The sequence below is a fragment of the Streptomyces sp. NBC_00012 genome (genome assembly GCF_045040875.1).
GTDB lineage: Bacteria > Actinomycetota > Actinomycetes > Streptomycetales > Streptomycetaceae > Streptomyces.
Map to the genome: position 1 here is coordinate 2266965 of NZ_CP108309.1, position 13985 is coordinate 2280949.

Sequence of the window (13985 nt, forward strand, 5' to 3'; positions counted from 1 at the left end):
GACCGGGAAAATCCCGAGCAATTACTTCTCTTGTATACGGCGCAATTGTTAATGCCGGGCGCCCGCCGTGTTTACGGAATGTTGCGAGGTCCTCACCCGGCCGGCGCGGGGAGCGGCGGGCCACCGTCGCAACCGGTGCGCGGCCGCTGCCCGTTCCGCGTGGTGCGCTGCCAGCGCCCTGGCACGTTCCGCGTCGCCGCGCGCCACCGCGTCCACGATGGCCCCGTGCTCGGCCCAGGAGTCCACCGGGCGGGCGGGCTGCTCGACCGCGTACATCCAGGCGATCTTGTGTCGCAGCTGGGTGAGCAGCGCGATCAGGCCGGGACTGCCGGAGGCCTGCGCCAGTGTCTCGTGGAACCAGCCGCCCAGTGCGCGCAGGTCCTCGCCCTCACCGCACCGGGCCCGGTCCTGGCCGAGCCGCACGAGCCCGCGGAGCACCTTGAGGTGAGCCTCGGTGCGGCGCTGCGCGGCACGGGCGGCACCCAGCGGCTCCAGCAGTGTGCGGACCTCCAGGAGGTCGGCCGCCTCCAGCTCGGTGGGCTCGGCGACACAGGCGCCCGCATGCCGGCGGGTGACCACGAAGCCCTCGGACTCCAGGGTGCGCAGCGCCTCCCGCACCGGGACGCGGGAGACCCCGTAACGGCGGGCCAGCAACTCCTCCGTGAGACGACTGCCGCGTTCGAAGACACCGGAGACGATGTCGTCACGGATCGCCGTGCATACCGAATGCGCCGGAATGCGCATGTCCGAACCTCCGCCTCAATCCCCGCGAAACGCGGCCGGCCGACGCCGGTTACGCGACCCTATTGCAATGCGGCTGCATTTCCGATGCCGGGCGGAAATCAATGAATATCTTTTGGCCACGGGGCGGTCGGCGGGCAGTCGTACCCCGCGGGCAGGCGGCGGGAATACCGAAGGCCCCGGCGCGCTGCCGGGGCCTTCGACGAGGTGGTGCGGTGGAGCGTCGGTCAGACGTTGACGCCGTGGGCGCGCAGGTACACGACCGGGTCCATGTCGGAGCCGTACGACGGCGTCGTCCGGGCCTCGAAGTGGAGGTGCGGTCCGGTGGAGTTGCCGGTGGAGCCGGAGAGGCCGATCTGCTGGCCCGCGCCGACGCTCTGGCCTACGGAGACCCCGATCGAGGAGAGGTGGCCGTACTGCGTGTACGTGCCGTCCGTCATCCGAAGCACGATGTTGTTGCCGTACGCGCCGCCCCAGCCCGCCTCGACGACCGTGCCAGCGCCGACGGCGACGACGGAGCTGCCGGACGCGGCGTGGAAGTCGATGCCCGAGTGGCTGCCGGAGGACCAGAGCGAGCCGCTGGACTTGTAGCCGGTGGAGACGTACGAACCGGCGACCGGGAGCTGGAAGGCGCCCAGTCGGGTGCGCTCGGCGGACCGGGCGGCGCGGGCCTTCTCGGCGCGGGCCTCGGCGGCGCGCTTCGCTTCGGCCCTGGCCTTCGCCGCTGCCTTGGCCTTCGCCTCGGCCTTCTTCTTGGCCTCGGCCTTCCGGTGGGCCTCGGCCTTCGCCTTCGCCGCGGCGTCGGCCTGATGCTGCTGGGCGTCGGCCTGGGCGTCGATCCGGTCGGCAAGGGTCTTGTCGATGGCGATGACCTGGTTGAGGCCGGTCTCGCTCGCGGAGGGGGCGTCGGAGTCCGCAGCGAAGGCGGGAGCGGCCAGGCCGCCGATGACGCCGGTGGTGGCCAGAGCCGCGACGCCGACAACCTTCGCGCTGCCGCGCGTCAGTCGGCTCGGGGCACGGTGCTTCCCGGTGGCACGGGTGAACGCCATGGAGTGGCTGATCCTTTCCTTCCTTCTCGCCTACCGGGTTAGCTGACGGGTTCGGAGCAGGAAGGTCTCCTACGGACACCCCGGCCCGTCCGGGCTCAGGCATCCGATTCACCCCAGGGACTGCGTGGGTCCCCGGCTCCCCAGGCTCGCGCCTGACGGGGACTCGGCGATGACTGTCCGGTACGTCGCGGATGCGGCATACGAGTGACGGGCAGTCGAACCGACGCTAAGCGGGGTTACTTTCATTCACCAAACGGACGGGCCGCTTTGTAGCGCATCCCACAGGGCAGACAGGCAACCTCCCACCCAGAACGGACAAAAGGGAAGGCCCTGGCGAGATCGCACTCGCAAGGACCTTCCCTTTTGTCCCGATATCTTGCGATAAGGCGAGGGGAAGCGGCCGGGGCGGGGCCGTCGACCGGCCCCGTCCTGACGCCCGCCGGGCCGGTCGTCAGCCGGTGACCACCGATACCTCGCCGATGCCCAGCGCCCGGACGGGCTCCTCGATCCGTGCCGCGTCGCCGACGAGGATCGTGACCAGCCGGTCACCCGGGAAGGCGTTGACTACCGCCGCGGTCGCCTCGACCGTGCCGGTCTCCGCGAGCCGGGCGTACAGCTGCGCCTGGTAGTCGTCGGGGAGGTGCTGCTCGACCTGGTCGGCGAGGGTGCCCGCGACGGAGGCCGCCGTCTCGAACTTCAGGGGCGCCACACCCACGAGGTTCTGCACGGCCGTCTCGCGCTCCGCGTCGGTCAGGCCCTCGGCCGCCAGGGTCCGCAGGACGGTCCACAGGTCCTTGAGCGCCGGCTCGGTGGACTCCGTGTCCACCGACCCGCTGATGGCGAGCATCGCGGCGCCGGTCGCCCCCGAGGCGGAGTCCGGGGCCGACGACCGCAGCACCTGGCCGAAGGCCCGTACGCCGTACGTGTAGCCCTTCTCCTCGCGCAGCACCCGGTCGAGACGGGAGGTGAGGGTGCCGCCCAGGCAGTACGTGCCGAGCACCTGGGCCGGCCACACGCTGTCGTGCCGGTCGGCGCCGATCCGGCCGATCAGCAGCTGCGTCTGCACCGCGCCCGGACGGTCGACGATCACCACCCGCCCGGTGTCGTCTGCGGTGATCGGCGGGGCGGGGCGGGGCGCGGCGGTGTCCCCCGACCAGTCACCGAGGGTGTCGGCGAGCAGGGCGTCCAGGTCGATGCCGGTGAGGTCCCCGACAACCACGGCGGTCGCCGTGGACGGCCGGACGTGGGCGTCGAAGAAGGCGCGCACGGCGGCCGAGTCGATCCGCTCCACCGTCTCCTCGGTGCCCTGGCGCGGGCGCGACATCCGCGCCGTGGCCGGGAAGAGCTCCTTGGAGAGCTGCTTGGCGGCGCGCCGGGCCGGGTTGGCCTGCTCGTGCGGGATCTCGTCGAGCCGGTTGCGCACCAGCCGCTCGATCTCGCTCTCGGCGAAGGCGGGCGCCCGCAGCGCCTCGGCGACCAGCGCGAGGGCCTTGGCCAGCCGGGAGGCCGGGACCTCCAGGGAGACCCTGACGCCGGGGTGGTCGGCGTGCGCGTCGAGAGTGGCGCCGCAGCGCTCCAGCTCGGCGGCGAACTCCTCCGCGGTGTGCTTGTCGGTGCCCTCGTTCAGCGCCCGCGACATGATCGTGGCCACGCCGTCGAGGCCCTGGGGCTCGGCGTCCAGCGGGGCGTCGAGGAAGATCTCGACGGCCACGACCTGCTGACCGGGGCGGTGGCAGCGCAGCACCGTGAGGCCATTGGGCAGGGCGCCGCGCTCGGGCGCGGGGAAGGCCCAGGGGCGGGCGACGCCGGGGACCGGCTGTGGGTGGTACTGCATCGAAACTCCAGTCGCGGCAGCGTCGGTCACTGGTCCGCCCCCTCGTGCGCGTCGGTGTCGGTCTCGTCGGTGTCCGCTGCGTCAGCTGACTCTGCCGGTTCGACCGGCTCGTAGACCAGCACCGCACGGTTGTCGGGGCGCAGCTGGGCCTTGGCGGCCGCCTGGACCTCCTCCGCGGAGACATCGAGCACCCGCTGAACAGCGGTCAGGGCGAGCTGCGGGTCGCCGAACAGCACGGCGAACCGGCACAGTTCGTCGGCGCGGCCGGCGACCGTACCGAGGCGGTCCAGCCACTCGCGCTCCAACTGGGCCTGCGCGCGCTCCATTTCCTCGGGCGTGGGGCCCTCGGCGGCGAACCGGGCGAGCTCCTCGTCGACCGCGGCCTCGACCTGCGGCACCTCGACGCCGCCGGACATCTTGACGTCCAGCCAGCCCAGCGAGGGCGCACCGGCCAGCCGCAACAGCCCGAACCCGGCCGCCACGGCCGTACGGTCACGGCGCACCAGGCGATTGTGCAGCCGCGACGACTCCCCGCCGCCGAGCACGGTCAGCGCGAGGTCCGCCGCGTCGCACTCGCGGGTGCCGTCGTGCGGCAGCCGGTAGGCGGCCATCAGCGCGCGTGCCGGGACCTCCTCGCGCACCTCCTCGCGCAGCTGCTCGCCGATGATCTCGGGGAGCGTGCCGTCGCGCGGCGGCTGCTTGCCGTCGTGGGACGGGATGGAGCCGAAGTACTTCTCGATCCAGGCGAGGGTCTGCTCGGGGTCGATGTCGCCGACGACCGAGAGCACCGCGTTGTTGGGCGCGTAGTACGTACGGAAGAAGGTGCGCGCGTCCTCCAGGGTCGCGGCGTCCAGGTCGGCCATCGAGCCGATCGGGGTGTGGTGGTACGGGTGGCCCTCGGGGTAGGCCAGTGCCGTCAGCTTCTCGAACGCCGTGCCGTAGGGGACGTTGTCGTAACGCTGGCGGCGCTCGTTCTTGACGACGTCGCGCTGGTTCTCCATCGACTCTTCGTCGAGTGCGGCGAGCAGCGAGCCCATGCGGTCGGCTTCCAGCCACAGGGCCAGCTCCAGCTGGTGCGTGGGCATGGTCTCGAAGTAGTTGGTGCGCTCGAAGCTGGTGGTCCCGTTGAGCGAGCCGCCTGCCCCCTGCACCAGCTCGAAGTGGCCGTTCCCCTTGACCTGGCCGGAGCCCTGGAACATCAGGTGCTCGAAGAGGTGAGCCAGACCGGTACGCCCCTTGACCTCGTGGCGGGAACCGACGTCGTACCAGAGGCAGACCGCGGCGACCGGGGTCAGATGGTCCTCGGAGAGCACCACGCGCAGGCCGTTGGCCAGGCGGTGCTCGGTCGCTGTCAAGCCGCCGGAGCCGGCCTGAGCGGTGGCCGTGTGACCCATGGGCATGTACGTCCCTTCGATCGCGATACTGGATTTCCTGCGAGACCTGCCACCTTAAGCAAGCGCGCGGACACCTGGCGAAGTTCCCATATCGCGGAAGTTCGCGTGAAAGGGGGGCGCATCCCCCGCGCGGCGGGGCGCGAAAGCGCCTCGGCCGGGGCCCGGAACACCCCTTGGGACGGGTCGAGGTCGGCGATGTCAGTGCGGCGGTCCACAATGGTCCGCGTCAGAACCTGAGGTTGCCCGAACAGAATCCGTGAAGGAGTCGCAGCAGCGATGGCCCGCCGCAGCACGAAGACCCCGCCGCCGGACGACTTCGAGGAGAAGATCCTCGACATCGACGTCGTCGACGAAATGCAGGGCTCCTTCCTCGAGTACGCGTACTCGGTGATCTACTCACGGGCCCTGCCCGATGCCCGTGACGGCATGAAGCCGGTGCACCGCCGCATCGTGTACCAGATGAACGAGATGGGCCTGCGCCCCGATCGCGGCTTCGTGAAGTGCGCCCGCGTGGTCGGCGAGGTCATGGGTAAATTGCACCCGCACGGGGACGCGTCGATCTACGACGCGCTGGTCCGTCTGGCGCAGCCGTTCTCCATGCGGCTCCCCCTGGTCGACGGCCACGGCAACTTCGGCTCGCTCGGAAACGACGACCCGCCGGCCGCCATGCGGTACACCGAGTGCCGGATGGCCGACGCGACGTCACTGATGACGGAGTCGATCGACGAGGACACCGTCGCATTCCAGTCGAATTACGACGGCCAGGAGACGGAGCCGACCGTTCTCCCCGCCGCGTACCCGAACCTCCTGGTCAACGGGTCGTCCGGGATCGCGGTCGGCATGGCGACGAACATGCCGCCGCACAACCTGGGCGAGGTCATCGCCGCCGCCCGGCACCTGATCAAGCATCCGGGCGCGGACCTGGAGACCCTGATGCGGTTCGTGCCGGGTCCCGATCTGCCCACCGGGGGCCGGATCGTGGGCCTGGGCGGCATCAAGGACGCGTACTACCGCGGCCGCGGTACGTTCAAGATCCGCGCGACCGTCTCGGTGGAGAACGTGACGGCCCGCCGCAAGGGCCTGGTCGTCACCGAACTTCCCTTCTCCGTCGGCCCGGAGAAGGTGATCGCCAAGATCAAGGATCTGGTCTCGGCCAAGAAGCTCCAGGGCATCGCGGACGTGAAGGACCTGACCGACCGCGAGCACGGCCTGCGCCTGGTCATCGAGGTGAAGAACGGCTTCGTGCCGGAGGCCGTTCTGGAGCAGCTCTACAAGCTGACGCCGATGGAGGAGTCCTTCGGCATCAACAATGTGGCGCTGGTCGACGGACAGCCGCTCACGCTGGGGCTCAAGGAGCTCCTGGAGGTCTATCTCGACCACCGCTTCGACGTGGTGCGCCGGCGCAGCGAGTTCCGCCGGGGCAAGCGCCGCGACCGGCTGCATCTGGTCGAGGGCCTGCTCGTCGCGCTGATCGACATCGACGAGGTCATCCGGATCATCCGGTCCAGTGACAATTCGGCGCAGGCAAAAGAACGGCTCATCGAGCGCTTCTCGCTGAGCGAGATCCAGACGCAGTACATCCTGGACACCCCGCTGCGCCGACTGACCCGGTTCGACCGGATCGAGCTGGAGAGCGAGCGGGACCGGCTCAACGGCGAGATCGACGAGTTGACCGCCATCCTCGAATCGGACACCGAGCTGCGCAAGCTGGTCTCTTCGGAACTGGCCGCGGTCGCCAAGAAGTTCGGCACCGACCGGCGTACGGTGCTGCTGGAGTCAGCCGGTGCGCAGGTCGCCTCGGTGCCGCTGGAGGTCGCTGACGACCCGTGCCGGGTCCTGCTGTCCTCGACCGGGCTGCTGGCCCGTACGGCCAATGACGAACCGATCGTGTTCGCCGAGGACGCCAAGCGTGCCAAGCACGATGTGATCGTTTCGGCTGTGCCGGCAACGGCCCGCGGCGATGTGGGCGTGGTGACGTCGGCGGGGAGGCTGCTGCGGCTCGCGGTGATCGATCTGCCCCAGCTGCCGGACACCCACGCGGCGCCCAATCTGTCGGGCGGGGCGATGATCGCGGAGTTCCTCACGCTGGAGAGCGACGAATCCGTCGTCTGCCTCACCACGCTCGACGAGGCCTCCCCCGGGCTGGCGATCGGCACCCTCCAGGGCATCGTGAAGCGGGTGGTGCCGGACTACCCGGCCAACAAGGACGAGCTGGAGGTCATCACCCTCAAGGAGGGCGACCGAATCGTCGGCGCCGCCGAGCTGCGGACCGGCGAGGAGGATCTGGTCTTCATCACGTCCGACGCGCAGCTGCTGCGCTACCCGGCGTCGCAGGTCCGGCCGCAAGGCCGTCCCGCCGGTGGCATGGCGGGGGTCAAGCTCACTGCGGACTCGGAGGTGATCTCGTTCACCGCGGTGGATCCGGCAGCGGACGCGGTGGTGTTCACCGTCGCGGGCTCGCACGGCACGCTGGACGACTCGGTGCTGACGTGCAAGCTCACCCCGTTCGACCAGTACCCGCGCAAGGGCCGGGCCACCGGTGGGGTGCGCTGCCAGCGGTTCCTCAAGGGCGAGGACGTTCTGGTGTTCGGCTGGGCGGGTGCGACGCCCGCCCGCGCCGCGCAGGAGAACGGCACGCCGAGCGAGCTGCCGGAGCCGGACCCGCGGCGCGACGGTTCGGGGACGCCGCTGGCCAAGCCGGTCGCGGTGGTCGCCGGACCGGTGTAGCCCGGCCGGGCGACGCGTGGCGGAGCGCTACGCGTCGTCGTCGGGCCGTTGTACGTACCGCAGGACGCCCCACATGCTTCGCTCATGTGCGGCGTCCTGCGTCGCGTCCGGGCCCGGTGCGGCACTTTCGCCGCAGTCGGCCAGCTCCTTGTGCAGCGCCTGAGGGGCGATGCCCGAGCCGATCAGTACCAGCTGGGTCCGGCGCGGTTCGTCGCGCTTCCAGGGCTGCGGGTCGAACCGCAGGAACCTGCCGACCGCGTGCAGGACGTACTTGTTGGTCCGGTCGCCCACGCCGAAGTCGACGAATCCCTTGATCCGGTAGAGGCCCTGCGGCCGAGAGTCGAGGAACTCCATCAGACGACGGGGGTTCATCGGCACGTCCGCGGTGAAGGACACGCTGTCGTACGCAGCATGCAGGTGCTGCGCGTGCCCGGCCCCGCCCTCTTCCTTCTCGCGCTCGGCCCGGAGCAGATCCTCGAAGGTGAGCTGGCGCACCCTCTCCTCACCGTCCGGCCGCAGTGCCGGGTCGAATAGCAGTTCCGGGTCGATGCGTCCGTACGCGGCACCGATGACGGCCGCTGCGCCGCCGGGAGCTCCGGCCGCGGCGATGACGTCCTGGATGCGGGCCTGTTCCTCGCTCCCGACCCGGTCGGTCTTGTTCAGCACGACTAGGTCGGCGACGGCGAGATGGCGGTCGAGCTCCGGATGGCGGTCCCGGGTGGCGTCGAACTCGGCGGCGTCGACGACCTCGACCAGTCCCCCGTACACGATGTGCGGATTCTCGCTGGCCAGGATCATGCGTACGAGTTCCTGCGGTTCGGCCAGTCCGCTGGCCTCGATCACGATCACGTCCAGACGGGCGGCGGGCCCGGTCAGTGTCTCCAGGAAGGTGTCGAGTTCACTCGCGTCTACCGCGCAGCACAGGCAGCCGTTTCCCAGCGAGACCGTGGAGCCGACCTGTCCGGAGACCGTCATGGCGTCGATCTCGATGGACCCGAAGTCGTTGACGATCACACCGATCCGGTTTCCGGCGCGGTTGCGCAGGAGGTGATTGAGCAGCGTCGTCTTGCCCGAGCCCAGGAACCCCGCAAGGACGACGACCGGGATCTGCTGCTTGCGGGGCGGGGACGACGCGTTCAACGGGGACCTCTCTCGGGGACCTCAGGGCATGGGGACCGGCTGCGGCGGGGGCGTACCGACGTAGCGGGCCGCCGGGCGGATGATCTTCGAGTCCTCCGCCTGCTCCAGGATATTGGCGCTCCAGCCGACCACCCTCGCCGCGCAGAACGTCGGCGTGAACATCTCGCGCGGCAGTCCGCACAGCTCCATGACGACTCCGGCGTAGAACTCCACGTTGGTGTGCAGCTCCCGGCCCGGCTTGAGTTCGGCGAGTATCGCCTCGACCTGGCGCTCGACCTCGACGGCGAAGTCGACGAGCGGGCCTCCGAAGCCTTGGGCGATGCCCCGGAGCATCCGTGAGCGGGGGTCCTCGGTGCGGTAGACGGGGTGTCCGAAGCCCATGATCCGCTCGCCGGCGAGCACTCGTTCACGGATCCAGCCGTCGATGCGGTCGGGGGTACCGATGGCGTCCAGGGTGTCGAGCGCCCGGCTGGGTGCTCCGCCGTGCAGCGGTCCGGAGAGCGCGCCGACGGCCGCGACCAGGCAGGCCGCCATGTCGGCGCCGGTGGAGGCGACGACTCGGCCGGTGAACGTCGAGGCGTTGAAGCCGTGGTCGATGGTGGAGATCAGGTACTGCTCCACGGCCCTGGCGCGCACGGGGTCCGGTACGGAGCCGGTGAGCATGTAGAGGTAGTTGGCCGCATGGGGCAGGTCGTCGCGCGGCTCGACCGGTTCGAGGCCCAGGCCGAGGCGGTGCAGGGCGGTGAGCACGGTGGGGACGGCGGCGCAGACGGCCAGGGCGTCGGCGCGGCGCCGGTCGGCGTCGATGTCGTACACCGGCCGGAAGCCGGCCGCGGCGCCGAGGAGCGAGAGGGCGGTGCGCAGACCGGCCAGAGGCCCCGAGGCGGCACCGGCGCGTGCGATGGCGGGCAGCGCCTCGCGCACCTCGGCGGGCAGCCGGCGCAGCGTGGCAGTGCGGGCGGCGAATTCGGTACGGGCGTCGGCATCGGGCAGCGTGCCCTCGGACATCAGGTACCAGACGTCCTCGAAGCTGCGGACCTGTGCCAGTTCGATCGCCGAGTACTGCCGGTAGTGGTAGAAGCCCTCGCGCCCCCGGACATCGCCGAGGGCCGTGTCGGTGACGACGACGCCGGCGAGGCCTCGGGGTACGTCGAGCGGGGTTCCGCTGGTCATGGTCGGCATCTCTTCCTCCGTGGACGTTCCGACGGTTCATTGATATTGATTCAGACCTTCCATGCTTGACTGGAATCCTGTCAATGTTGATTGAATCAATATGGATACGGTTACGACATGACGGATCAAGCAGCGCCCGGCAACGGTCCTGGGGCGACGGCTCAGCAGCGGCTCAGCACCCGGGAGACGGCCGAACGCCTCGGAGTGAAGCCCGAGACGGTGTACGCGTACGTCAGCCGGGGCCAGCTGAGCAGCAGGCGCGCTCCGGGCGGACGCGGCAGCACGTTCGACGCCGCCGAGGTCGATGCGCTGGCCCGCCGCACGGGCCGCAAGGCCCCCTCCCCCGCCGCCGGCGACCTGGTCTTCCGCACCGGCATCACGCTGATCGAGGACGACCGCTACTACTTCCGTGGGGTCGACGCCGTCGAGCTGGCCCGGCAGTACGCCTACGAGGAGGTCGCCGAGTGGCTCTGGACCGGCGAACTGCGGCCCGGCGTCCGCTTCACGGCACCGGTCGAAGCGCTGGCCTCGGCGCGCCGGGCGGTCGACGCGCTGCCCGCGCACAGTGGGTCGACGGACCGGTTGCGGGTGGCGGTGGTCGCCTCGTCGACCGCCGATCCGCTCCGCTTCGACCTCTCGCACGAAGCGGTCCTCGCCGCCGCGCGGAGCCTCGTCCCGACGCTGGTCGGCGCACTGCCCCCGGCCGTCGGCACGCCGTCGGCGGCCGGGGGGTCCGAGGATCCGGCGGAGGGGGGCGACGCCGGTCTGGCCCACCGGCTGTGGCCGAAACTCACCCCCCGGCCGGCAGACGAACCGTCAATCGCCGCGCTGGACACCGCCCTCGCCCTGCTGATCGACCACGACCTGGCGGCCTCGACGCTGGCCGCCAGGGTCGCCGCGTCCGCCCGCGCCCATCCGTACGCGGTGGTCTCTGCGGGCCTCGGAGTCCTGGAGGGCCAGTTGCACGGGGCGGCGAGCGGACTGGCGCACCGGATGCTGACCGAGGTCCTGGAGCGGGGCAGCGCCGTACCGGTGGTCGCGGACCATCTCCGTACCGGACGCAGGGTGCCCGGACTCGGCCACCGGCTCTACACCTCCGAGGACCCGCGGGCGCGAGCACTGTTCGCCCTGCTCTCGGAGGTGCCGCAGGCGGCCGCGGCGCTGGCGGCCGCGCGTGACGTGGTCGCCACGACGGCCCGGCACGCTCCCCTGCACGCCAATGTCGACCTGGCGCTAGCCGTGCTCTCGGTCTCCTGCGGCATGTCCGCGGAGGCCGGCGAGACGGTGTTCGCGGTGTCCCGCACGGCCGGCTGGATCGCCCATGCCCTGGAGGAGTACGGCGAGCGGCCCCTGCGGATGCGGCCCAGCGGCCAGTACGGCGGTCCCCGGCCGCCTCAGCCGTTGCCCGCCGCCACGCCCGTACCGCCGCGATAGACAGTCCGCGGGAGAAGCGCGCGAGGCGAATGCGCAAGAGGAATGCGTGAGGGGAATTCGGAAAGCACCGGAATGCCCCTTACCGTTCATACGATGAGCGCCCCACCGCCCACCGCCAGGAGAGCACGCCGGCCCGTCTGGCCGCAGCGCGTCTTCTCCCAGGTGCTTCTGATGCAGCTGGCCATCGCCACCGGCGTCACCGTGCTCGCCACCGGTCTCTTCCTGGCACCGCTCAGCGCGCAGCTCGACGACCAGGCGATGCGCCGTGCCCTGGCCATCGCGCAGAGCACGGCGGCCCAGCCGCAGGTCACCGAGGCGCTGCTCGCCACGGCCCCGTCCCCCGCCGGACCGGTGCAGTCCGCGGCCGAGCGGATCAGGCGCGCCACCGGCGCCGAGTACGTCGTCGTCATGGACCGGCACGGGGTGCGCTGGTCGCACACCGACGCCGACGAGATCGGCAAGATCGTCTCCACCGACCCGAGCGACGCGCTCGCGGGCCGGAACGTCATGGAGATCGACAGCGGGACGCTCGGCCGCTCCGCCCGCGGGAAGGTGCCACTGCGCGATGAGACGCAGCACATCGTGGGCGCCGTCTCCGTCGGAATCGCGTACGACAGCGTCCGCGCCCGGCTCCTCGCCACGATCCCCGGGCTGTTCGCCTACGCGGGCGGTGCTCTCGCCGTCGGGGCGCTGGCCGCCTATCTGATCTCCCGGCGCCTCCAGCGGCAGACCCACGATCTCGCGTTCTCCGACATCTCCGCGCTGCTGACGGAGCGCGAGGCGATGCTGCACGGCATCAGGGAAGGGGTGGTCGCCCTCGACCGGACGGGCCGGATACGCCTCCTGAACGACGAGGCGCAGCGCTTGCTCGGGCTCGGTCCGGACGCCGCGGGCCGTCCGCTGGACACCGTGCTCGGCGCGGGGCGGACCGCCGATGTGCTGGCGGGCCGGGTGCTCGGCGACAATCTGCTGACGGTGCAGGGCACCCGTGTCCTGCTCGCCAACCGGATGCCGACCGACGACGGCGGTGCCGTCGCTACGCTCCGCGACCGCACCGAACTCGAACACCTCGGCCGCGAGCTCGACTCGACGCGTGGCCTGATCGACGCGCTGCGGGCCCAGGACCACGAGCACGCCAACCGGATGCACACGCTCCTTGGGCTGCTGGAACTGGACATGCACGAGGACGCCATGGAGTACGTCACCGAGATCGTGGGCGTCCACCGGGCGACCGCCGAGCAGGTCACCGAGAAGGTGCACGATCCGTTGCTGGCCGCGCTCCTGGTCGGCAAGGCGACCGTGGCGGCGGAGCGCGGTACCGCACTGCGTCTGGCCCCGGGGACACTCCTCCCGGACCGGCTGGTGGACCCTCGCGGGCTGGTCACTGTCGTCGGCAACCTCGTGGACAACGCGCTGGACGCGGCGGCCGGCACGGACGGCGCTCTGGTCGAGGTGGGTCTGCGTGCCGAGGGCCGTACGGTGGTGCTGCGGGTCAGCGACAGCGGCCCCGGGGTGCCGCCCGGACAGCGTGAATCGATCTTCACGGAGGGCTGGTCGACGAAGGAGCTCCCGGCACACGGCAAGCGCGGCCTGGGCCTCGCCCTGGTGCGGCGGCTGGCGGAACGGCAGGGTGGCGGCGTGACCGTCGACGAGAGCGTGGAGGGCGGCGCCGAGTTCACCGTCGTGCTGCCGGAGGCCCTCGCCGGCACGGTGGAAATGACCGAAACGGATAGCGGAATCGTGGGAGAAGCTCAGTGATCGAGGTCCTGGTCGTGGACGACGACATCCGGGTCGCGAAGGTCAACGCGGCCTATGTCGCCAGGGTGCCTGGATTCCGGGTGACCGCCCAGGCGCACTCCGCCGCCGAAGCGCTCACCACGATCGAGAGCCGGACCGTGGACCTGGTGCTGCTGGACCACTACATGCCCGACCGCAACGGCCTGGCCATGGTGCGGGAGCTACGCAGGCTCGGTCACCACACCGACGTGATCATGGTGACGGCGGCGCGCGATGTCGCCACTGTCCAGGAGGCCATGCGGCACGGCGCGCTGCAGTACCTGGTGAAGCCGTTCGCGTACTCGGGGCTGCGCACCAAACTGGAGGCGTACGCGGCGCTGCGCCACACGCTGGAACGCGGCGGCGAGGCCGAACAGGGTGAGGTGGACCGGCTCTTCGGCGCCCTGTGGGCGGCGGGCGAACCCGATCTACCCAAAGGCCACTCACCGACCACGGCGGAACTGGTCAGGCAGGCGCTCCGGAGTGCCGACGGGCCGCTCTCCGCGCAGGAGATCGCGGAGAGCGCCGGCATGAGCAGGCAGACCGCCCAGCGCTATCTGAAACTGCTGGAACGAACCGGCAGGGTGCGGCTGTCACTGCGGTACGGCGAGACGGGCCGCCCGGAGCACCGCTATACCTGGTCCACCGGCACACAGACCTGACCCCGGCCGGTCCCGCACCGCCCGTCCGTACCGGCGCCGTGCCGGGCCGGCCGGG

10 protein-coding genes and 1 riboswitch are annotated in these 13985 nt (G+C 71.0%); of the genes, 4 read left to right on the top strand and 6 right to left on the bottom strand.

Going from position 1 to position 13985, the window contains the following annotated elements; all coding sequences use genetic code 11:
• Positions 1-48 precede the first annotated feature (48 nt).
• From OHA19_RS10450 to OHA19_RS10465, 4 genes are all read right to left on the bottom strand, one after another.
• Complete coding sequence (locus OHA19_RS10450) at positions 49-744, bottom strand: GntR family transcriptional regulator (protein ID WP_405749970.1); 696 nt, start codon at positions 742-744, stop codon at positions 49-51.
• 224 nt (positions 745-968) lie between these two features.
• Entirely contained in the window at positions 969-1790 is an 822-nt protein-coding gene (locus OHA19_RS10455; RefSeq protein WP_405749971.1) for a M23 family metallopeptidase, read from the bottom strand.
• A 13-nt stretch (positions 1791-1803) separates the two neighbouring features.
• Positions 1804-1969, bottom strand: a riboswitch (cyclic di-AMP (ydaO/yuaA leader).
• A 272-nt stretch (positions 1970-2241) separates the two neighbouring features.
• Positions 2242-3624 carry a M16 family metallopeptidase gene (locus OHA19_RS10460; RefSeq protein ID WP_405717012.1) on the bottom strand — a complete coding sequence of 461 codons (1383 nt, stop codon included), beginning with the start codon at positions 3622-3624 and terminating at the stop codon, positions 2242-2244.
• Between the two features lie 26 nt (positions 3625-3650).
• Complete coding sequence (locus OHA19_RS10465; protein ID WP_405749972.1) at positions 3651-5024, bottom strand: M16 family metallopeptidase; 1374 nt, start codon at positions 5022-5024, stop codon at positions 3651-3653.
• Between the two features lie 270 nt (positions 5025-5294).
• Here OHA19_RS10465 and OHA19_RS10470 point away from each other — a divergent pair, with 270 nt between their 5' ends.
• Positions 5295-7745, top strand: coding sequence for a DNA topoisomerase (ATP-hydrolyzing) subunit A (locus tag OHA19_RS10470; protein WP_405717010.1), 2451 nt, complete (start codon positions 5295-5297; stop codon positions 7743-7745).
• Between the two features lie 27 nt (positions 7746-7772).
• Here the strand turns inward: OHA19_RS10470 and OHA19_RS10475 are convergent, their stop codons facing one another.
• Complete coding sequence (locus OHA19_RS10475; protein WP_405717009.1) at positions 7773-8885, bottom strand: CobW family GTP-binding protein; 1113 nt, start codon at positions 8883-8885, stop codon at positions 7773-7775.
• Between the two features lie 21 nt (positions 8886-8906).
• Complete coding sequence (locus tag OHA19_RS10480; RefSeq protein WP_405717008.1) at positions 8907-10067, bottom strand: citrate/2-methylcitrate synthase; 1161 nt, start codon at positions 10065-10067, stop codon at positions 8907-8909.
• Between the two features lie 108 nt (positions 10068-10175).
• Here OHA19_RS10480 and OHA19_RS10485 point away from each other — a divergent pair, with 108 nt between their 5' ends.
• From OHA19_RS10485 to OHA19_RS10495, 3 genes are all read left to right on the top strand, one after another.
• A complete protein-coding gene (locus tag OHA19_RS10485; RefSeq protein ID WP_405717007.1) occupies positions 10176-11492 on the top strand; it encodes a citrate/2-methylcitrate synthase in 1317 nt (438 codons plus the stop codon).
• A 93-nt stretch (positions 11493-11585) separates the two neighbouring features.
• Positions 11586-13250, top strand: coding sequence for an ATP-binding protein (locus tag OHA19_RS10490; RefSeq protein ID WP_405717006.1), 1665 nt, complete (start codon positions 11586-11588; stop codon positions 13248-13250).
• Positions 13247-13930: a response regulator gene (locus tag OHA19_RS10495; protein WP_405717005.1), complete on the top strand. Its 684-nt coding sequence runs from the start codon at positions 13247-13249 to the stop codon at positions 13928-13930. Before OHA19_RS10490 ends, OHA19_RS10495 begins: the two co-directional genes overlap by 4 nt.
• Positions 13931-13985: the final 55 nt, after the last annotated feature.

Bases quoted from the DNA above. Each gene is read 5' to 3' on its own strand.
- OHA19_RS10455 (WP_405749971.1), bottom strand. From the start codon at position 1,790: ATGGCGTTCACCCGTGCCACCGGGAAGCACCGTGCCCCGAGCCGACTG.
- OHA19_RS10465 (WP_405749972.1), bottom strand. From the start codon at position 5,024: ATGCCCATGGGTCACACGGCCACCGCTCAGGCCGGCTCCGGCGGCTTG.
- OHA19_RS10485 (WP_405717007.1), top strand. From the start codon at position 10,176: ATGACGGATCAAGCAGCGCCCGGCAACGGTCCTGGGGCGACGGCTCAG.
- OHA19_RS10490 (WP_405717006.1), top strand. From the start codon at position 11,586: ATGAGCGCCCCACCGCCCACCGCCAGGAGAGCACGCCGGCCCGTCTGG.
- OHA19_RS10470 (WP_405717010.1), top strand. From the start codon at position 5,295: ATGGCCCGCCGCAGCACGAAGACCCCGCCGCCGGACGACTTCGAGGAG.
- OHA19_RS10460 (WP_405717012.1), bottom strand. From the start codon at position 3,624: ATGCAGTACCACCCACAGCCGGTCCCCGGCGTCGCCCGCCCCTGGGCC.
- OHA19_RS10450 (WP_405749970.1), bottom strand. From the start codon at position 744: ATGCGCATTCCGGCGCATTCGGTATGCACGGCGATCCGTGACGACATC.
- OHA19_RS10480 (WP_405717008.1), bottom strand. From the start codon at position 10,067: ATGCCGACCATGACCAGCGGAACCCCGCTCGACGTACCCCGAGGCCTC.